Annotated in this window: 20 protein-coding genes; 9 read left to right on the forward strand and 11 right to left on the reverse strand. The window is 60.4% G+C overall.

What is annotated here, in order from left to right:
- Positions 1-24: 24 nt before the first annotated feature.
- The 4 genes from FHT28_RS19270 (at position 25) to FHT28_RS19285 (ending at position 2087) form a co-directional block, all read left to right on the forward strand.
- Positions 25-522, forward strand: a complete 498-nt coding sequence (locus FHT28_RS19270; RefSeq protein WP_168597059.1) for a GAF domain-containing protein — start codon at positions 25-27, stop codon at positions 520-522.
- Positions 523-701: 179 nt separating this feature from the next.
- Complete coding sequence (gene msrB, locus FHT28_RS19275) at positions 702-1151, forward strand: peptide-methionine (R)-S-oxide reductase MsrB (protein WP_037193527.1); 450 nt, start codon at positions 702-704, stop codon at positions 1149-1151.
- Complete coding sequence (msrA, locus tag FHT28_RS19280) at positions 1148-1675, forward strand: peptide-methionine (S)-S-oxide reductase MsrA (RefSeq protein WP_168597060.1); 528 nt, start codon at positions 1148-1150, stop codon at positions 1673-1675. The genes msrB and msrA overlap by 4 nt, the downstream gene beginning before the upstream one ends.
- The gene (locus FHT28_RS19285; protein WP_037193531.1) at positions 1644-2087 is read left to right on the forward strand and encodes a DUF6314 family protein; all 444 of its coding nucleotides are present in this window, start codon (positions 1644-1646) and stop codon (positions 2085-2087) included. The genes msrA and FHT28_RS19285 overlap by 32 nt, the downstream gene beginning before the upstream one ends.
- A 30-nt stretch (positions 2088-2117) precedes the next feature.
- Here the strand turns inward: FHT28_RS19285 and FHT28_RS19290 are convergent, their stop codons facing one another.
- From FHT28_RS19290 to FHT28_RS19305, 4 genes are all read right to left on the reverse strand, one after another.
- The gene (locus FHT28_RS19290) at positions 2118-3179 is read right to left on the reverse strand and encodes a 3-deoxy-7-phosphoheptulonate synthase (protein WP_348644997.1); all 1062 of its coding nucleotides are present in this window, start codon (positions 3177-3179) and stop codon (positions 2118-2120) included.
- 474 nt (positions 3180-3653) lie between these two features.
- Positions 3654-4715 (reverse strand): porin, encoded by a 1062-nt coding sequence (locus FHT28_RS19295; RefSeq protein ID WP_037193535.1) that lies wholly within the window; start codon positions 4713-4715, stop codon positions 3654-3656.
- Between the two features lie 436 nt (positions 4716-5151).
- On the reverse strand, positions 5152-5541 hold the full coding sequence (locus FHT28_RS19300; RefSeq protein ID WP_245297423.1) for a hypothetical protein: 390 nt from the start codon (positions 5539-5541) through the stop codon (positions 5152-5154).
- Between the two features lie 154 nt (positions 5542-5695).
- Complete coding sequence (locus FHT28_RS19305) at positions 5696-7258, reverse strand: MFS transporter (protein ID WP_168597062.1); 1563 nt, start codon at positions 7256-7258, stop codon at positions 5696-5698.
- Positions 7259-7437: 179 nt separating this feature from the next.
- On the opposite strand from FHT28_RS19305, the gene FHT28_RS19310 reads away from it, so the two are divergent.
- A complete protein-coding gene (locus FHT28_RS19310) occupies positions 7438-8361 on the forward strand; it encodes a LysR family transcriptional regulator (RefSeq protein ID WP_047560571.1) in 924 nt (307 codons plus the stop codon).
- Between the two features lie 309 nt (positions 8362-8670).
- On the opposite strand, the gene FHT28_RS19315 is transcribed toward FHT28_RS19310, so the two are convergent.
- On the reverse strand, positions 8671-9249 hold the full coding sequence (locus tag FHT28_RS19315) for a flavodoxin family protein (RefSeq protein ID WP_168597063.1): 579 nt from the start codon (positions 9247-9249) through the stop codon (positions 8671-8673).
- Positions 9250-9438: 189 nt separating this feature from the next.
- Positions 9439-9801 carry a DoxX family protein gene (locus tag FHT28_RS19320; protein ID WP_047560565.1) on the reverse strand — a complete coding sequence of 121 codons (363 nt, stop codon included), beginning with the start codon at positions 9799-9801 and terminating at the stop codon, positions 9439-9441.
- A 143-nt stretch (positions 9802-9944) separates the two neighbouring features.
- Here FHT28_RS19320 and FHT28_RS19325 point away from each other — a divergent pair, with 143 nt between their 5' ends.
- Positions 9945-10517: a TetR/AcrR family transcriptional regulator gene (locus FHT28_RS19325; RefSeq protein WP_047560561.1), complete on the forward strand. Its 573-nt coding sequence runs from the start codon at positions 9945-9947 to the stop codon at positions 10515-10517.
- A 183-nt stretch (positions 10518-10700) separates the two neighbouring features.
- Here FHT28_RS19325 and cysN read toward each other — a convergent pair whose 3' ends face one another.
- From cysN to FHT28_RS19340, 3 genes are all read right to left on the reverse strand, one after another.
- Positions 10701-12194: a sulfate adenylyltransferase subunit CysN gene (gene cysN, locus FHT28_RS19330; RefSeq protein ID WP_047560559.1), complete on the reverse strand. Its 1494-nt coding sequence runs from the start codon at positions 12192-12194 to the stop codon at positions 10701-10703.
- Between the two features lies 1 nt (position 12195).
- A complete protein-coding gene (gene cysD, locus FHT28_RS19335) occupies positions 12196-13149 on the reverse strand; it encodes a sulfate adenylyltransferase subunit CysD (RefSeq protein WP_047638858.1) in 954 nt (317 codons plus the stop codon).
- A 126-nt stretch (positions 13150-13275) separates the two neighbouring features.
- Complete coding sequence (locus FHT28_RS19340) at positions 13276-14013, reverse strand: phosphoadenylyl-sulfate reductase (protein WP_092572905.1); 738 nt, start codon at positions 14011-14013, stop codon at positions 13276-13278.
- A 490-nt stretch (positions 14014-14503) separates the two neighbouring features.
- Between FHT28_RS19340 and FHT28_RS19345 the strand changes: the two genes are divergently transcribed.
- Positions 14504-14950 (forward strand): Rrf2 family transcriptional regulator, encoded by a 447-nt coding sequence (locus tag FHT28_RS19345; RefSeq protein WP_037193559.1) that lies wholly within the window; start codon positions 14504-14506, stop codon positions 14948-14950.
- A 3-nt stretch (positions 14951-14953) separates the two neighbouring features.
- Here FHT28_RS19345 and FHT28_RS19350 read toward each other — a convergent pair whose 3' ends face one another.
- Positions 14954-16315, reverse strand: a complete 1362-nt coding sequence (locus FHT28_RS19350) for a chloride channel protein (protein WP_037193561.1) — start codon at positions 16313-16315, stop codon at positions 14954-14956.
- A 182-nt stretch (positions 16316-16497) separates the two neighbouring features.
- Between FHT28_RS19350 and FHT28_RS19355 the strand changes: the two genes are divergently transcribed.
- Positions 16498-16770 (forward strand): YlcI/YnfO family protein, encoded by a 273-nt coding sequence (locus FHT28_RS19355; protein WP_113119281.1) that lies wholly within the window; start codon positions 16498-16500, stop codon positions 16768-16770.
- Positions 16767-17066, forward strand: coding sequence for a type II toxin-antitoxin system RelE/ParE family toxin (locus FHT28_RS19360; RefSeq protein ID WP_047638856.1), 300 nt, complete (start codon positions 16767-16769; stop codon positions 17064-17066). The genes FHT28_RS19355 and FHT28_RS19360 overlap by 4 nt, the downstream gene beginning before the upstream one ends.
- Positions 17067-17078: 12 nt before the next feature.
- Here the strand turns inward: FHT28_RS19360 and betA are convergent, their stop codons facing one another.
- Positions 17079-18728: a choline dehydrogenase gene (gene betA, locus FHT28_RS19365; RefSeq protein WP_168597064.1), complete on the reverse strand. Its 1650-nt coding sequence runs from the start codon at positions 18726-18728 to the stop codon at positions 17079-17081.
- Positions 18729-18826: the final 98 nt, after the last annotated feature.

The following is an 18826-nucleotide window of genomic DNA, read 5'->3' on the forward strand; positions in this document are numbered from 1 at the left end:
AGATCCTTAAGAAGGCAGTGTGCGATGTTTGCAGAGAAGACGATTGAGCACGCCAGCAAGCCCGAATTCTATCGCGAGCTTGCCGGCCAGCTGCAAGCCTTGCTTGATGGCGAGGCGGATTCGATTGCCAATGCAGCCAATACATCCGCGCTGATCTTCCAGATGTTGCCCGATCTGAATTGGGCCGGCTTCTATTTCCTGCGGTCGGGTAGCGAGCTTGTGCTCGGGCCGTTCCAGGGCAAGCCGGCTTGCGTTCGCATAGCCGTCGGCCGCGGCGTCTGCGGAACGGCGGTCGAGAAGGCACAGTCGATCCTCGTGGAAGATGTTCATGCTTTTCCCGGTCATATCGCCTGCGACGCGGCCTCGCGCTCGGAGCTGGTGGTGCCGTTGGTCCGCAATGGAAAGGTTTTCGGCGTCATCGATCTCGATAGTCCGGTTGCCGGCCGCTTCGATCGCGATGATCAGGCCGGCATCGAGGCGCTTGCCGCAATCTACACCGCCTCTTGCCAAACGGGCGATTGAGCGCCGACACCGTGGAGTGTTACGCGCTCGTGATCGATATGGCAAATTGGACCGGCGATACCTATATCTCGCCTCGCAACCACTCCCATAACGCTGATCGAGCTTGATATCCGCCAACCCGCTTCCTTTCGCTGGTACCGGTCAAGTTTGAAATGCGTGCCAAGGGCAAGGAGAACAACATGGGCAATTATAGCAAGACAGCAGAATCGATAGCCAAGCTTACCCCTGAGCAATATCGCGTGACGCAGCAAAGCGGCACGGAGCGCCCCGGTACGGGCGAACTTCTCTACAACAAGCAGTCGGGCATCTATGTCGACATTGTATCGGGGGAGCCGCTGTTTGCCTCTTCCGACAAATTCGATTCTGGCTGCGGCTGGCCGAGCTTCACCAAGCCGATCGAACCAGCCAATGTCAGCGAGCTGACCGATATCTCGCACGGCATGGTGCGCACCGAAGTGCGCTCGGCGCATGGCGACAGCCACCTGGGCCATGTTTTCCCGGACGGACCGCAGGACCGTGGCGGCCTGCGCTATTGCATCAATTCCGCCTCCCTCCGCTTCGTGCCGCGTGACCGCATGGAAGCCGAGGGGTATGGTGCCTATATCGATCAAGTGGAGGATGTAAGATGACTACGGAGCGTGCAGTTCTCGCCGGCGGTTGTTTCTGGGGCATGCAGGATCTCATCCGTCGTTACAACGGCGTCATCTCGACGCGCGTTGGCTACAGCGGCGGCGATGTCCGCAATGCCACCTATCGCAACCATGGTTCGCATGCCGAAGCGATCGAGATCGTTTTCGATCCGCAGAAGATCAGCTACCGTGACCTTCTGGAATTCTTCTTCCAGATCCACGATCCGAGCACCTGTAATCGCCAGGGCAATGATGTCGGCATGAGCTACCGCTCGGCGATCTTTTACACGAGCGAGGAGCAGAAGCGGGTCGCTCTGGACACGATCGCCGATGTCGACGCCTCCGGCCTTTGGCCGGGCAAAGTCGTCACCGAGGTAGCGCCGGTCAGCGACTTCTGGGAAGCGGAACCGGAACACCAGGATTATCTGGAGCGCTATCCGAACGGCTATACCTGCCACTTCGTCAGGCCCGGCTGGAAGCTTCCGGTCCGGCATGCCGACGCAGCGCAGCGCGCGGCGTCCTGACGCGGGGAACAGCTCAATCGGACGGCTGAAACCCTATCTCGGCACATGGGATGTCAGGCGCCGGATCATCGACCGCCTCAATCATTCGCTGGTGACATTCGAAGGGCAGGCTTTTGTGACGCCTGTCCAGTTCGAAGAACATGGCGACACGCACAGCGATCACGCGACGCTCAGAAGCAGCCGCGCGTATCGGCTTGACGATGCGGTTGAAGATCTCGTCGTCCGCTTTCCCGATCTTGCCGAATTCATCCGTATCGGTGACGGCGCGTCACAGCATGTCGTTCATCATTGCGGCCCCGATCTTTACCGGGGCCGTTTTTTCTTTCGAGGGCCGGACGCCTGGGCCGAGATGTGGCACGTGCGCGGGCCTCGGAAGCATTATCTCAGCCTCGCGCACTATCGACGCGCTTAATCAAAGCCGCCTGTTCTGGTTGGGCTTGCCTTATCGGGCAAGCCGCCGCCTTGCCTGCGCCGCTTGCGCCAGATCCTCCAATGTGCGGATGGAGGTCTGCCAGTCAATGCAGCCGTCGGTGATGCTCTGGCCATAGACCAGCGGCTTGCCGGGAACGAGATCCTGGCGGCCGGCGATGAGGTTGCTCTCCATCATCATGCCCTTGATGCGCCGGTCGCCGGCCGATATCTGCTCCGCCACGGCGCTGACCACCGCCGGCTGGTTTTCCGGGTTCTTGCTGCTGTTGGCATGGCTGGCATCGATGATGATCCGCGGCTCGAGCCCGGCTTTCAATGCCAGTTCCGATACGGCCTGCACGTTGGTCGCATCGTAATTCGGCTCTTTGCCGCCGCGCAGGATGAGGTGGCAATCCTCGTTGCCGCGTGTCGAGGCGATCGCCGCCAGACCTTCCTTGGTCACGGCCGGGAAATGATGCGGCTGCGAAGCCGCTACGATGGCGTCGAGCGCGATCCGCACATCGCCATTCGTCCCGTTCTTGAAACCGACAGGGCAGGAGAGGCCGGACGCCAATTGCCGATGCGCCTGGCTCTCGGTTGTCCTCGCACCGATCGCGCCCCAGCTTACGAGATCGGAGATATATTGCGGCGTGATCGTATCGAGATATTCGCAACCGGCCGGCAGACCGATTTCGTTGACATCGACCAGAAGCTTGCGTGCGATGCGCAGGCCTTCCTCGATGCGATAGCTGCCGTCAAGATGCGGGTCGTTGATCAAACCCTTCCATCCGACGGTGGTCCGCGGCTTCTCGAAATAGACCCGCATGATGATCTCGAGATCGTCGACGAAACGGTCGCGCTGTTCCTTCAGCCATGCCGCATATTCACGCGCGGCATCCGGATCGTGGATGGAGCAGGGGCCAATGACCACGATCAGCCGGTCGTCCTCATCGCGCAGGATGTTATGGACAGCGTTGCGCGCCTCGGTGACGGTTGTCGTCACCGCTTCGTCGCGGGGGATCTCATCTATGATGCGAGAGGGCGGCGTGAGCGCCGTGATCTCGACAATGCGCAAATCATCAGTGGAATTCAGCACGGTATCAGTTCCTTGTAAGATCATACCGCGGCGACAAAAAAAGCCGCCAGGTAGACTAGCGGCTGTTCGGGTCTTTGGTGTCGCGTCAGTGTTAACTACGCACAGGCCCGCCTCCGCTGAAAGCAGCGGTACGAATAAAATCGCGAGGCGTATACGCAGATGATCGACATGAGTTGTCTCTACGACAAAAAATGCTTGATGTCGATGATGTTGATGCGGGCAAAATGAAGGAGATTGGCTGCGGCGCCGCCATTCCATCTTACTGACAGATCCGGTCTTCAGCGCCTATTTGCGGATCGTCGGTCTGGGTGAGATATTCTACAATTCTCTACGGATGCCGCTGTTGTTCGTTTGAGAGGCACGGACCCCAAAATTTAACCCCTGCCTCGGAAGGACCGGCCCGACTTCGCTGGAAGTCGGACCAGTCCCCATCCGATCAGGGGTCAAGTCAGATCAGATCTCGAAAACGAGGTCTTAGAAGCTACGCTGGAAGCGCAGAACGCCAGCCCACTGGTCCTGATTGATGGAGTCCCAGTTGGTGTAGGAAACTTCCGGCTGAACCAGGAGGTTCTTGACCGGGTTCCAACGAAGGTTGGCGGTCGCAGCGAAGATCTTCGAGTCGGTGTAGGCAACCTGAGCGTTGGCCTGCAGCTTGGCGTCGATCGGAACGGTGACGCCGCCCCAAACAGCCCAGTCACCCCAGCCGATGGTCTTGGCCGGGCCAGCGCCGTTCGAGCTTGCGTACTTGTTCAGCTTGTCGCCGTCGGTGTTCCAGCCGCCCATGACGAAGGCCTTGAAGACGCCGAAGTCGGCATCGGCGCGGGCCTTGATGGCGCCTTCTTCGACGATCGAGTCGTAGCCGCCAACAACCTTGAAGCCAAAGTTGCCAACCTTGTAGCCGGCACCGGCAACAACGTCGGGAGCGTAGTGGTCGGAGCTGTCTTCGCCGTTGACGCCCTTGGCGCCCGAACCGGAGTTGCTGTCTTCGACCGAGATCACAGCCGTGAAGCCGTTGCCTGCGTCGTAGTTGTAGGTCAACTGGTTCAGTTCGTACGGACCGTCATAAACAACGTCGTCGTTGATGACGTTGCCGGCGTAACCGATGTAGGAGTTGTACTGCGAGTCGGCCTTACCAATGGTGAAGCCACCGAGGCTGATATTGGCGAACAGCAGCTTGGTGGTTGTCGAACCGCCATCCTGCCAGTCGAAACGATAGACGGTGTTGGTCTTCAGCGGACCGTATTCGGTGTCCGATGCGGTATCGACGCTCAGCTGAGCGCGGGTGTGCCACAGCGTGCCGTAACGGTCAGCCGGGTTGTAAGCGTTGTACCACTTGCCTTCGGTACGAACCATACCGCCGACCTTCAGGCAGGTTTCCGTGCCCGGGATGAAGAAATAACCAGCGCCGTACGCGTCGCAGATGCGGACGTATTCGAGCGGTTCCGGCTCAGCGGCGACGACAGCGTCGGCTGCCTGAGCGCCAGAAACTACTGCCAGAGCAGCAGCGGAGCCGAGAAGAAGGCTCTTGATGTTCATAAAAACTCCAATCCAATATAGATTGGGCACAGGCTGTCGCGTCGAAAAATCGACGTGCCTTGACCCTATCCCTGTTTAAAAACCCCGACTCGGGAGAAACGGGCCCCACCCGCTTCTGTTCGCTATTAAAGACGAATTCCTGTAAAGTTATATGATATATTTTTCTCGGAATGACTTTTTCGTGAATTTTAAATTCCAGTTGCAGGAAAGCAACATCTGCAAATACAAATAGTAAGTGCGCCATAATATTGGCTACGCAATAGTCATTCTTAAGAATAGATCGCTGAAAAGGACGGCCTCGGCTGTCGTTCGAATGGCTCAGCGGAGTGGCAGAGGCGACTGGAGAGGCCGAGCCGACATGCGCTCAGGCGAGGGCAAAAGCCAAGCATGCCTGCGCGGCTGTCAAGCTGGCGTGAGGAGGCAGGCGCCGGTTTGCTCAGTACGACACGGTTCGTTTCGAAGCCGGAGATATCAGCTTGCTGAGCGCCGCGCCGATCATAATGCCCCAAAGACCGCTGATCATGCCGATGATGATATCAAGGGATGAACCGGAGTCGCCGCTCGCCAGGAAATGCGAAAGCCAAAGTGCCAACACGCTGCCGATCATCAAGAGGCAGGTGAAGGATGGCGACTGCGGGTAGGCCAGTCGCGCAAGCATGCCGGCCACGCAAAGCGCGCCGGCACGAAATAGGTCGAAGGGATTGCCAAACGCGGCTTGCCAATTGAGATGCGCAAAGGTCACGGCGATGAGCGCCGCGATATAGGTCCATGCGATAATCTTAAAAAACCGGTCTGATATCATTGGGATATGATATAGCAGCGGCACATTTAAACTCCAGTCTCCTGCCATTCCAAAGGCTGCGATCGATGCGATGCGGCGCGCACAATTTATGTGGCGGCGAAACATTCTGTTGCGTTATGGCAAAGATTTCTGCGTTCTTTGGCCTTCGATTTGCCTTGCTGGCATGCCTCTCGGCGGCTTATGCCTCCGACGCCGTCAGAGCCTCGTCGTCGTCGGGCACCTGGTTTGCGGCTTCGCTGGTGTCGCTCGACGATCCTCGTCCGAGGGAAGAGAAGACGACGATCGCGGTGATGGCGGTGATCGCGGTCAGGAGCCAAAGCAGTGCGCTGAAGGCATCACTATAACCGTGGATCAGTGTGGCTTGTCCGATCGCAGGTGCGTTCGCTGCCGCAGCGGAAAGATCGCCTGTGACGAGCCGTTGCGCCGTGGTGGCCGCGTGCTCGCCCGCCGATGTGCCGAGATTGGACTGTATGAAGGCGCTCAAAACAGCGCTGACGACGGCAAGGGCGACACCTTCGCCGGCGACGCGGGTAGTGCTGAAGATACCGGTCGCCATGCCGGCGCGTTCCTTCGGAACGACGCTGACGGCCAGCCCGTCCATCAGGCCCCAGGGCAGGCTGATGCCGGCGCCGATCGTCAGCAGCGGGCCGATCAGCGCCGACGACGCCGAGCCGGCAGCGAAATGGCTGAGCCAGAAGAGACCCATAGCCGAAATGACAAGGCCGGCACCGCAGATCGCGGCGGCACTGAACCAGCGCGTCAAAAGGCCGGCGGCGATCGGTAGGATGAGAAGCGGCGCCGAAAGGGCGATCATCATTCGGCCGGCGGCAATCTCGCTCATGCCTTCGATGCCGACGAAGCGCACCGGCAGCAGGATCAGCAGCACGACGAAGGCATAGGCCGGCGCTGCCGCCAGCAATTGCACGCCGACGAAACGCGGATAGCGAAACAAGGTGAGATCCAGCATCGGCCGCTTCACGCTACGTTCGATGATGCCGAAGGCCAGGAGGAGCAATGCGGCGCCGGCCAGCAAGATAATGACAATCGGGTCGCTCCAGCCGGTCTCCGGCGCGCGCAGCACGCCATAGGTGAAGAACGTGAGGGCAAGCGTGAAGCTCAGCGCTCCCGGCCAGTCGATCCCGGCCGCATCCGGATCGCGGGATTCGCGCAGAAAGCGCGCACCGAGGCCGAGCGCCATTAGAGCCAGTATAACGACGAGGAGGAAGATAGAGGGCCAGCCGAATGCATCGATCATCAGGCCGGAGGCAATCGGCCCGAAAGCCAGACCGACGCCGAAGCTCGAGCCGACGATGCTGAAGGCCCGCATGCGTGCCGTGCCATCGAATTCCTGGGCAAGAGACGCCATGCCGCCCGAAAAAGCGGCGGCGGCGCCGAGGCCCTGCAGGGCTCTCAATATGTCGAACCAGACGATGTTGCCGGCAAACGCCAGTCCGGCCGAAAACAGCGCGAAGCAACCGACCCCGGTCAGGAAGATGCGCCGGCGGCCAAAACTGTCGGCAAGCGCGCCGGCCGCCATCAGGCAACTGCCGAAGGTCAGCATGAAGGCATTGGTCACCCAGTTGAGGGCGATCGGGCTGCCGCTGAGCGTGCGGCCGATGGCCGGCAAGGCAACGGCCGGGCCGGTGAAGGTCAGGGGCATCGCCGCTGCGGCGCAGCAGACTGCGACGAGGACGAAGAGTTTTTCGGTCGCAGTTGCGACCTTTGTCTTGCTGAGGGTCATCGGGATTTCCGTTGGGTTTGAGCAAGGGCGAGCCCATGGGCGGCTTGGGAACGATGAAGGCTTGAACGCCTTCGCCCATGGGCTTCAAATGACCCGATGAAGATAGTTTTGCTGTAATCGGATGATAATAAGGCTATAACTCCATATATACCGGAAAAAAACGCTTGAATGAGGTGCGCATGGATCGCTTGAGCGGCTTGAATGCTTTCGTCCGGACGGCAGATCTCGGCAGCTTTGCCGCTGCCGGTCGCGTGCTTGGCCTTTCGGCCTCAGCGGTCGGCAAGGCGGTCAGCAATCTGGAGCGGCAGCTTGGCGTTCGGCTGCTGCAGCGCTCCACTCGCAGCATCCGCTTGACCGAGGAGGGGCGCCTCTTTCATGAGCGCTGCCGACGCGTGCTCGACGATCTCGACGACGCGCAGGCCTCGCTCGCGCAGGCGGTGGCGGTGCCGCGTGGGCGGCTGCGTGTCAGCGTTCCCATCGTCAGCTACCATTTCCTGCTGCCGGTCGTGCCGGAATTCGTGGCCCGCTATCCCGATGTCGAGCTCGACATCGATTTCAACGACCGGATCGTCGATATGATCGAGGAGGGGGTCGATGTGGCGATCCGCAGTGGCGATCTGCCGGATTCGCGTCTGATGTCACGCACCTTGCGGCCGTTTCAGATGCTGCTTTGCGCGGCCCCCAGCTATCTGGAGCGCCACGGCGTTCCCGATTGCCCGCGCGCGCTCAATGAGCATGTGGCGGTGCGGTTTCGCTTTCCGAACAGCGGCAAGCTGCAGGATTGGCCCCTGACCTTGCCGGAGGGCGAGCCAGAACTGCGCATGCGAACGGCTTTTTCCTGCAATAATATGGAAGCCGTGCGCGGTGCCACCGTCGCCGGCCTTGGCATCGGATGCATGCCGGATTTCCTCGCGCGCAGTCCGCTTGCGGAAGGAAAGTTGCGAACTGTTCTCGATGATTTCATCAATGAGCCCGGCCATTTCCATGTGCTCTGGCCCTCGAGCCGTCATTTGTCGCCCAAGGTCCGCGTGTTCGTCGATTTTGTGGGCGAGCGGCTCTTTGCAAAGAGCTGCGAAGTCTTGCCCGCTGCTCTCAAAGCTTGAATCAAGGCCTATCCGGGCCAATCTTCAACGGCAATGCAAAATTGCGGAATGAGATAGCAACGGTGTCGGCGGCAACTTTGCGCCAACAGCGGATTTTGCAAAGGTGCCGATGCACGCGGCATGCTTGGCGATTGGGCAGAGCCCTATATGGCGGCGTAGCCGGGCGAGCAGAGCGAGTGACTTCCGTTTATGTCGTGTTTGTTGACGCGATTGCACCGCTGCGTCGCGGGTCGGTCGGTGATGCTGAAAACGACTGCTCTGCTCGCCAGATTCATCTGCCTTTCATATGCCGGGAGTCAGGACACGGCCTCAGGCGTCCTGAGCCAACGCGAACCGCTGTGCGACTCGTGCCACGCGCTCGCCGTAAGTCCGGGCAGTCTCCAGATCGCCGACCGACATTTCGTTCGGGGCTGCGTCGGCATCGGACTGCGCCATGGGCGCGATATACGATCCCATCCTGTTTGCATCGTCCCGCGTCGACGCCTTCACGTTCGCTGGCTTTATCCCCAGGCTGACCCACAGTCCCCCATGCTGTCCTGCCAGAAGAACGAAGTATTCAAGCGTGTTGAGCTTGTCGCCGTTCAGGCTGGCGCTGTTGGTGAAGCCCCCGAAAACCTTGTCCTGCCATTTATTGGTGAACCAGGCCTTCGAGGAAGTGTCCGCGAACTTCTTAAACTGCCAGCTCGGGCCACCCATGTAGGTTGGCGATCCGAAGATGATGGCATCGGCGGCATCCAACGCGGCCCATCCGTCATCGGAGAGGCTGCCGTCTGCATCGACGGCGTAAAGCACTCCGCCCGCACCTTCCGCGACGGCTTCCGCCATCCGCTGGGTGTGGCCGTAGCCGGAATGATAGACGACGACTGTGCTTGCTGTACGATTTGACATGCTGGTTTTGGCCTCCTTCGGGCCGTTGTTTTGTGCTGTCCGGAAGCGAGTTCGCTCCGTCTGGCGTCTTCTTCGAGATGGATTGATGACGGGAGTTCGGACGACACCCGATGCCGCGGCGATGAAGACCGTTATCCAGCCGGTTACGCGCTGGTTCTCATGGTGCCGCCTCTGCTTGCCGCAAGATGCTCAGGCGAGGCCGCTGAGACCGGCCAGTATCAGCAGTAGTAGGAACAGCATTGGCGGCGGGAGTTCCCGATAGTTCCGGATACGGACAATGGACGCGATTGCGGCGAGCATGATGCAGGCACCCAATCCGACCCCGATGTAGCGGGTGCCGGCTGTGATCAACAACAACGCGGTTACAAGCTCGAGAGCGGACGTTACCCAACACCACCAGAATGGAAATCCAAGTTGCACGAAACCCGCGCGGATTTTTGGGTGACCGCTCGCGTTGACGATAGCGCCGACGAGGAACGCCGCGGCGGCCAGCCAGACGAGGACGTTTTCGAGGACCGTTGCGCCCGTGAAAGTTTGAATTGGAAGATTCATTGATTTTCTCTTCGATGATGAATCATGCCGTTCTGGATATTCTAGCAATACAATATATTCTAGCATCGCTAGTTTGTCAATCGCTGCTCTTTTTGATAGCTTTGGCCTTACAAAATTCGCGCGCATGAAGATGAGGGCATGAGGTGGGCAGCAGCGAACGCAAGATCAGGGAACGTGAGGAGCGCGAACGCCGGATAGTCGTCGCTGCGAGGACGATCGCGGAACGTGATGGCTGGGCTTCAGTCACGATCCGGCGTCTCGCCGACGAGATAGAATACAGTCAGCCTGTTCTCTATTCGCATTTCGGAAATCGCGATGAGATCGTCGGAGCGGTCGCTCTTGAGGGCTTCGGCGAATTGGCCACGATACTCCGTGCCGCGATCCGGCCATCATCCACGCCAAAGGAGTCGGTGGAAGGCGTCGCGACCGCCTACCTCGATTTCGCTTTCGCCCGGCCTGCGATGTACGAGGCGATGTTTATCCTTCCAACCGGCCTTCGCTTCGCCAGGTCCGACACGCCGGCACCGCTCCGTGCGGGTTTCGGAGCCATGGCGACCGTGATCGCGCCGTTCTCCCAGGATGTGGATACCGCTACTGAAACTTTCTGGGCGGCACTCCACGGATTGGCGGAGCTTGAGCGCCACGGCAGGATAAGGCCCGCTTTCCGGTCTCACCGTATCACGCTCCTCATGCAGATGGTGTCGGGTCAACTCTGAGAGCGGGTCTTGCGATTAATCCGGTCACGCATAAATGGCTTGGAAAATGTGGGACAAGGCAAAGGACCAAAGCTCTTGGAGTTTGGCTGCCGAAAGATGCCGTTCGATGGTGGCATTTGCTCCATTAATTGGCGAGAGGCCGACCCGAGGTCGGCCTCTCTGCTGCTGAATGCCCAGCCGTGATCAGATATCGCTGGCTGCGTTCGACCAGATTTCCGCGGCCTGCGCCGAGGTGACGCGGCGGACTTCCGTCTCGTCGCGGCGGCTGGCGAAGAGTTCGCTCGCCATGATCTGCTCGGCGAGATCGGCCGGCAGAGACAGGAGAACGCGCTGGCCCTCCTTGTGGATGCCGCCGACATCGGTGCGCTTGCCGGTGATCATGCCGCCGGCGACCGTGTTGTTGCTCTCGGGATCGATCAGGATGAAGGAGCCGGTCGAACGGTTCTGGTCGTATGGGTCGAAGACGGCGGCTTCGTCGAAGGAAAGGCGAACCTTGCCGATGGCGTTCATCCACAGCGATTGCGCCGGTGCCCAGGCGCCGGTCTTCAGTTCGAGCTGAGCGATCGGCTGCACCTGTACACGCTGGCGGCGGCTGCCGCTCTTCAGCCAGTAGCGCTTGCCCGGCTCGATGCCCTCAGGCTGCAGCGCAACGATCTGCGCATCGAAGGAGAGGCCGGATTGCGGCTGACTGTCGATCGCGACGATCATGTCGCCGCGCGAGACGTCAACCTGGCGGTCGAGGACGAGCGTGATCGCGTCGCCGGCAACGGCGGCGTTGCGCACCAGATCGAAGGTGACGATCTTCGAGACGTTGGCGACCATGCCCGAAGGCAGGATCATGACGCTGTCGCCCGGCTTCACCGAGCCGCCGGCAACCGTGCCCTGATAGCCGCGGAAGCTTTCGCCGGGGCGCGAGACGCGCTGCACGGAGAGACGGAAGCCGACCGTCTGCGCCGAGCGAACGGTTGCCGATTCCAGCGCCTCGACGAGCGTCGGGCCATTGTACCAGGGCATGGCGGCCTGGCCGGAATAGACGACATTTTCGCCCTTCAGCGCCGACATTGGAATGGCCGTGATCTGCTTGACGCCGAGCGAAAGGGCGAATTCGCGGAAATCGTGCGAGATCTTCTCGAAGCCGGCGCGGTCGTAGTTCGTCAGGTCGATCTTGTTGACGGCCAGCACGAACTGCTTGATGCCGAGCAGCGAAGCGATCGTCGCGTGCCGGCGCGTCTGCTCTAGAATGCCCATGCGGGCATCTACAAGCAGCACCGCCAGATCGGCGGTGGAAGCGCCCGTCGCCATGTTGCGGGTATATTGCTCATGGCCGGGCGTGTCGGCAACGATGAAGGAGCGCTTGTCGGTCGAGAAATAACGATAGGCAACATCGATGGTGATGCCCTGTTCGCGCTCGGCCTGCAGGCCGTCGAGCAGGAGCGCGAAGTCGGGCAAGCCGAGATCGTTCTGCTTGCCGGTGGAATCGCGCTGCAGCGTGGCGGCCTGGTCTTCCTTGACCGCCTTGGTATCCCAGAGCAGGCGGCCGATCAGCGTCGACTTGCCGTCGTCGACGCTGCCGCAGGTGAGCAAGCGAAGCGGGCGCGAGTCGCGGACGGCCTTGGCCGGTTCGGCGGCGGCCCCGACAGCGGGCAGGGTGACGGCGGCGTTGGCGTTTGCGGTCATCTCAGAAATATCCTTCACGCTTCTTCTTTTCCATGGAGCCGGACTGGTCGCGGTCGATGGCGCGGCCCTGACGTTCGGAAACCGTGGCGATTTCCAGCTCTGCAATGATTTCTTCAAGGGACGTGGCGGTGGAGCGGATCGCACCGGTCAGCGGGAAGCAGCCGAGCGTACGGAAGCGGATGAGTTCCTCGCGCTTGACTTCATCCGGCAGCAATTCGAGCCGCGGATCGGCCGCCATGATCATCATGCCGTCGCGCTCGACGATCGGGCGCTTCGCGGCGAAATAGAGCGGCACGATCGGAATGTCCTCGGCCTGGATGTAGCGCCAGATGTCGACCTCGGTCCAGTTGGAGAGCGGGAAGACGCGCACGCTCTCGCCCTTGCGGATCTGGCCGTTATAAATGTTCCAGAGCTCCGGGCGCTGATTGCGCGGATCCCAGCGATGATCGGGCGTGCGGAAGGAGTAGATGCGTTCCTTGGCGCGCGAAGCCTCCTCGTCGCGGCGGGCGCCACCGAAGGCGGCATCGAACTGGCCGGCATCCAGCGCCTGGCGCAAGGCCTCCGTCTTCATGATGTCGGTGTAGCCAGCCGAACCATGGGTGAAGGGCGTGATGTTCTCCGCCTTGCCGCGCGGGTTGATATGCTCGATCAGGTCGAGATCGTACTTCTTCACGATCTCGTCGCGGAAGGTGATCATCTCGGCAAATTTCCAGCCGGTGTTCACGTGCAGCAGCGGGAAGGGGATGCGGCCGGGATAGAAGGCCTTGCGCGCCAGATGCAGCAGCACCGAGGAATCCTTGCCGACCGAATAGAGCATCACGGGACGCTCGAATTCGGCCGCAACTTCGCGAAAGATATGGATGGCTTCGTTTTCCAGCGCCTTCAGGTGCGGATCGAGCGGCGGCTTGACGCTTTGCGGATTGGAAAGTTCCGTATCCGGACGGCTATCGGGCATGTATGACTCCAGAACTTCAATTGTCCCGACCGGAAATTTGGCCGGAAAGAATGGCTGCGTTGGTTCCCGGTAGATCGGCGGCGATGAAACGCGCTTCAGATCGGAGCCGGGAACCGGCGAGGTATGCTATTGAGCGGCGACCGTGGCCTCTTCGTGAACATGCAGGCCGCATTCGCGCTTTTCGTCGTTCTCCCACCACCAGCGGCCGGCGCGCTCGGGCTCGCCTGGCTTGATGGCACGGGTGCAGGGTTCGCAGCCGATCGACGGATAGCCGCGGGCATGCAGCGGGTTTACCGGGACGCTGTTATCCGCGACGTATGCGCGGATAGCATCGATATCCCAATCGGCCAACGGATTGATCTTGATCAGGTTGCGCTCCGGGTCGAATTCGGCAAACGGCGTATCGGCGCGGTTGGTGGATTGGCCGCGGCGCAGGCCGGTGATCCAGATCGTGGCGCCGGACAGTGCACGCGCAAGCGGCTTCAGCTTGCGCACGCCACAACAGGCATGCCTGGCTTCGACGCTCTCGTAGAAGCCGTTGAGACCGTACTTTTCGGCATAGGCGTCAATATCAGCCTTTTCCGGTTCGTAACGGACGATATGGATGTCGTACTGGCTTTCCGTCTCGTCGATCAAGGTGAGCGTTTCGGGAAAGAGACGGCCGGTCTGCAGCGTCGCGACTTCGATCGGCAGGCGATGGTTGCCGATCTCCGCCGTGATGACCTGGTCCTCTATCCCGAGCGAGGTCGTGAACACGGCGCGGCCGCCAAGGCTGGCGACCAGGGACAGACGGCCTGCAAGATCGAGCGATGCCAAGCGGCTGTTCAGCGTCGCGGCGTCTTCAATAAGGGTAATGGCAGTCATGGGGGATCCTGTCCTGATATTCTCAGGAGTATCGCAGCTCGCAGGGGCAGCGGACAGAAAAATAGATTTCGAAAGCAAGCGGCTGGAGAGTAAATATCTCCATGAAGCTGCGCCGATAAGGAAAAGCGACCGCCTCGGCTGTTAACCAAGGCGTTTTGCCACCTGAAGCGGCTGCTCGGAAGCACCTGAAATGGCTAGCCATCTTTAAGTACTTGCTTTAATGTCTATAGAAATAGTAGAGTTACACATAGCTTGTCAAACGGAAATCGGAAGTGATGGCCAAAATGATGCATATTGGCGGATTTTGAGCTAAACTATGAGCATAGAGACAAAAGAATGAAAACAAGGCTGGGTTGCCAGCGTTTTCCCGACGTTGCCCCATTGGTGTCTTCGCTCCGGAATTAGCCGTGGACGAAGTCTGCAGAGTTCTCAAACGATCCGGCTGAACCGATCGGCCGAACGTATCGCATGTGTGTGTAAGCGGTTCGAAATGATTACTCAGAAAGCAAAATATGCGCTGCGTGCGCTATCGGCCCTTGCCCAGTCCGAGGCAGGCGCGCCGATGATGATTTCCGATATCGCGGCGCAGCAAAGGATCCCGAAAAAGTTTCTGGAGCAGATCCTTCTCGACCTGAAGCATCAGGGCATCGTGATCAGCCGGCGCGGCAAGCAGGGAGGTTATCTCCTCCGCAAGCCGGCCGACGAAATCACCTTCGGCGAGATCCTGCGCGTCATCGACGGGCCGCTGGCGCCGCTGCCCTGTCTGTCGCTCACCGCCTATCGTCGTTGTGACGATTGTGACGGTGAGCAGACCTGCGAAATCCGGCATGTCTTCGCCAGGGTCGCCGATGCAACCCGCAAGGTTCTTTTCTCGACGACCATCGCCGATGCGGTGGCGCAGCCTGACGGTGCCGCGGTCACGAGGCTGATGGCCTGACCTTTAGTGAGCGGCGGTTTCCTCGCCCGCTTCCTTCTCCATGGCACGCCGCGCGCGGATGGCCGCCGCGATGAAGACGCGCGACAGGCCGTGATAAAGCGGCTCGCGCGATAGCAGCCGCGACGTCACATAACCGATCATCGAGACCGCCATGATTGGAATCACTGCCTGATGGTCGCCCGTCATTTCCAGGATGATGACGAAGGCCGTCATCGGTGCCTGGACGACGCCGGCGAAATAGCCGGCCATGCCGAGAATTGCCGCAAGTGCGACACCGCCACCGACGAGTTGGCCGACCGTGCTGCCAAAGCCGGCGCCGACGGCAAGCGAAGGCGCAAAGATGCCGCCGGGAATGCCTGAGATCATCGACAGGAAGCTCGCAAGCAGCTTTTCGACGAAGAAGAGCGCGGGCAGGGCATGTCCCTCCACAGCGCCGCGGGCTTGGTCGTAGCCGGTGCCGAAGGTCTGGCCGCCCGAGAAGACGCCGATGGCGGCCACGACGAGGCCGCACAGGCCGGCAAGGATCAGCATGCGCTGGAGCGGCTGAGGCTGCGCCCAGCGGCGGATGCGGATGCCGGCATAGAGCGCAAATCCGCTGAAGGTGGCGCCGAGAGCGCCGCCACCGACGCCGCAGATCAGCATGACGATCCAATCCCTGAGCATCGTCGGCGCGGCATCGGCGGTGCCGAAATAATTATAGCTGCCCGAAAGGCCGAGAGCTGCAAGGCCGGAAAGGATGACGGCCGTCAATACCAGGCCGTTGGCACGCGATTCATAGGTGCGGCTCATCTCCTCGATGGCAAAGACGATCCCGGCAAGCGGCGTGTTGAAGGCTGCCGCGATGCCGGCCGCGGAGCCGGCAAGGATCAACCCCTTCGCCTGCGCCATACCGCCGAACCGGGCAACGGCCAGCATGAAGGACGCGCCGACCTGCACCGTAGGTCCTTCGCGGCCGATCGAGGCGCCGCTGAGGAGCCCGAGAACGGTCAGCACGATCTTGCCGAAGGCAAGCCGTAGCGACAGCAGTTTCGTACGGTCCTCGGGGTGATGCAGATGCCGCGCGGCGATTGCCTGCGGAATACCGCTCCCTTGCGCGTTGGGAAACAAGGTCGTGGCCAGATAGGCTGACAGCACGAAGCCAAGCGGCGTCAGCACGAGCGGCAGCAGCCAAGTCCATTCTCCGGAATGGGTAACACCCGCAAAGGCGCGCTGCGCCAGATCGGCAAGCTTCGCAAAGCCGACACTGATCACGCCGATCGCCAGAGCCCCCGTCCAGAAGACCAATCGCGGCCGCCAGAGCTGAAACGAACCCCAGAAGACGCGGGAACGGCGGAGCAGCTTGGACTTGCGATAGATGGGGGGCATGAGGCTTTTTAACCGGTGGATCGAGCGATGTGTCCATTTAGGACTCAAGTCTGAACAGTCTGCTTAAAAATGGCGGATGAGGATACTCACACTGTCTTACAAGACTTCAATTAACCGCGGACGTTTACATGAGCGTTGACATGTTCCAATTGCATCGCAATTGCAACGCACAAAGGTGGGTCATAAAATCCGCTTCCATTCCTTCGTTAAGAGTCGACCCGGAACTGCGCGCCGCCGCTGAGAGTGTGCTGAAAGAGGGGGAAACGCTCTCGGCTTTTGTGGAGAATTCGCTAAGGGCTCAAATCGATCACAGACGGGCACACGCGGAATTCATCGCGCACGGCTTGGCTGCGCGAGAGGAAGCCAAGCGTACAGGGATCTATTATAGCGCCGATGAGGTGGTTGGCGAATTGAAGGAGATGCTTGCAGCAAAGATAGCGCGCAAAGCAAATTGAAATATGCAGTTCGCTATGCCAGCTCGGCTCGTGACGATATCAAGCGGCTTTATGCCTATCTGCTCGACCGCGATGAGAACACCGCCAAACGTGCCATTTCGGTCATTGAAAGTGCGATGAAGATGTTAGCGGACTTTCCGTTCAGCTGCCGCAAGGCATCGGTGGATAATCCATTTCTCCGCGAGCTCGTCATTCCGTTTGGGTCTGCCGGTTACGTCGCGCTGTTTGAAATCGAGGATAGCGAGACGGTGACGATATTGGCGATCAGGCCTCAGCGCGAGGAAGACTATCACTGATGCCTGTCGATCTTACCGGTCGCTCGTCTCCCAGCGCGGATTGACCCACGGTTCTTGATTCGAGCGCGCCAGCCTCTGCTTGCCGAGGATATGGTCGGCGGCCTTTTCGCCGGTCATGATCGAGGGGCCGTTCAGATTGCCGTAGGTGACGTGCGGGAAGATCGAGCTGTCGGCGACACGCAGCCCGTCGACGCCGATAACGCGGGTGTCCGGATCGACCACTGCCATCGGATCGTCCTTCGAGCCCATCCTGCAGGTGCCGCAGGGGTGATAGGCGCTTTCCAGATGCTCACGCAGGAAGGCGTCGATCTGTTCGTCCGTCTGGACGCCCGGGCCTGGCTGGATTTCCGGCCCGCGATAGTCGTCGAAGGCCTTCTGCCCGAAGATTTCGCGGGTAAGGCGCACGCAATGCCGGAATTTTTCCCAGTCCTCCGGATGGCTCATGTAGTTGAAGCGGATCACGGGATCGGCCTTCGGATCGGACGAGCGTAAGGTGACTGCGCCGCGCGACTTGGACAAATTGTAGCCGACATGCGCCTGGAAGCCATGGCTCTTGGCCGCCGCCTTGCCGTCGTAGCTAATGGCGACCGGCAGGAAGTGATACTGGATGTCGGGCTGCTTGACGCCGGGTGCCGAGCGCAGGAAGGCGCAGGCTTCGAACTGGTTCGAGGTGCCGAGGCCCGATTTGAAGAACATCCATTGAGCACCGACAATCCCCTGCATGTACCAGGGCAGCCAGGAATAGAGCGAAACCGGCTTCAGGCTGGTCTGCTGGAAATAGAATTCCATGTGGTCCTGCAGGTTGGCGCCGACGCCGGGGCGGTCGATCTTCACCTCTATGCCCATATCGCGCAGATGCTGCGCCGGTCCGATGCCCGAGAGCATCAGCAGCTTCGGCGAATTGAACGAAGAGGCCGAAATGATCACCTCGCGGTTCGCCTTGATGACTTCGATCTTGCCGCCGCGTTCCACTTCGACGCCGGTGGCGCGACCATTTTCGATGACGATTTTGCGGGCGAAGCAGCGGATGAGCTCGACATTCGGCCGCTTGAGGGCGGGCTTGAGATAGGCTGTCGCCGTAGACCAGCGCCTGCCCATCCAGGTCGTCTGCTCCATCAGGCCGAAGCCTTCCTGCTTGCTGCCATTATAGTCTTCGGTCGCCTCGAAGCCTGCCTGCTTGCCCGCCTCGATGAAGGCATGGAACAGCGGATTGCGGGCGTCCCCGCGGCGCACATGCAGCGGCCCATCGGTGCCGCGCCAGCCTTCCTCGCCGCCGTGCGAGTGTTCCATCCGCTTGAAATAGGGCAGCACGTCGGCATAGGCCCAGCCTTGGGCGCCGAGTTCTTCCCAGCGATTGAAATCTTCCGCATGGCCTCGCACATAGACCATGCCGTTGATCGAGGAGGAGCCGCCGATCACCTTGCCGCGCGGCGCGGTGATGCGCCGGTTGTTAAGTTGCGGCTCCGGCTCGGAAAGATAGCCCCAATTGTAGCGGTCCATGCTCATCGGCCAGGCAAGGGCCGCCGGCATCTGGATGAAGGGGCCGAAGTCGCTGCCGCCGAATTCAAGGACGATGACCGAATGCTTGCCATCCTCCGACAGGCGGTAGGCCATGGCGGAGCCGGCCGAGCCCGAGCCGACGATGACGAAATCTGCTTGCATGACCATGTGCTCCAGGTGGATAGCGGCGAAAGTCGAGGCGGTTCTATACCCTCCCCTTGAGGGGAGGGTCGGCCGAAGGCCGGGGAGGGGTGATCGTT

It is taken from the genome of Rhizobium sp. SG570, from assembly GCF_012275345.1.
Classification (GTDB): domain Bacteria; phylum Pseudomonadota; class Alphaproteobacteria; order Rhizobiales; family Rhizobiaceae; genus Rhizobium; species Rhizobium lusitanum.

Excerpts from the sequence above, each read along its gene's own strand:
- FHT28_RS19295 (WP_037193535.1), bottom strand. The coding sequence starts at position 4,715 with ATGAACATCAAGAGCCTTCTTCTCGGCTCCGCTGCTGCTCTGGCAGTA.
- FHT28_RS19315 (WP_168597063.1), bottom strand. The coding sequence starts at position 9,249 with ATGTCAAATCGTACAGCAAGCACAGTCGTCGTCTATCATTCCGGCTAC.
- FHT28_RS19320 (WP_047560565.1), bottom strand. The coding sequence starts at position 9,801 with ATGAATCTTCCAATTCAAACTTTCACGGGCGCAACGGTCCTCGAAAAC.
- cysD (WP_047638858.1), bottom strand. The coding sequence starts at position 13,149 with ATGCCCGATAGCCGTCCGGATACGGAACTTTCCAATCCGCAAAGCGTC.
- betA (WP_168597064.1), bottom strand. The coding sequence starts at position 18,728 with ATGCAAGCAGATTTCGTCATCGTCGGCTCGGGCTCGGCCGGCTCCGCC.
- FHT28_RS19305 (WP_168597062.1), bottom strand. The coding sequence starts at position 7,258 with ATGACCCTCAGCAAGACAAAGGTCGCAACTGCGACCGAAAAACTCTTC.
- cysN (WP_047560559.1), bottom strand. The coding sequence starts at position 12,194 with ATGACCGCAAACGCCAACGCCGCCGTCACCCTGCCCGCTGTCGGGGCC.
- FHT28_RS19340 (WP_092572905.1), bottom strand. The coding sequence starts at position 14,013 with ATGACTGCCATTACCCTTATTGAAGACGCCGCGACGCTGAACAGCCGC.
- msrA (WP_168597060.1), top strand. The coding sequence starts at position 1,148 with ATGACTACGGAGCGTGCAGTTCTCGCCGGCGGTTGTTTCTGGGGCATG.
- FHT28_RS19310 (WP_047560571.1), top strand. The coding sequence starts at position 7,438 with ATGGATCGCTTGAGCGGCTTGAATGCTTTCGTCCGGACGGCAGATCTC.
- FHT28_RS19345 (WP_037193559.1), top strand. The coding sequence starts at position 14,504 with ATGATTACTCAGAAAGCAAAATATGCGCTGCGTGCGCTATCGGCCCTT.
- msrB (WP_037193527.1), top strand. The coding sequence starts at position 702 with ATGGGCAATTATAGCAAGACAGCAGAATCGATAGCCAAGCTTACCCCT.
- FHT28_RS19350 (WP_037193561.1), bottom strand. The coding sequence starts at position 16,315 with ATGCCCCCCATCTATCGCAAGTCCAAGCTGCTCCGCCGTTCCCGCGTC.
- FHT28_RS19270 (WP_168597059.1), top strand. The coding sequence starts at position 25 with ATGTTTGCAGAGAAGACGATTGAGCACGCCAGCAAGCCCGAATTCTAT.
- FHT28_RS19285 (WP_037193531.1), top strand. The coding sequence starts at position 1,644 with ATGCCGACGCAGCGCAGCGCGCGGCGTCCTGACGCGGGGAACAGCTCA.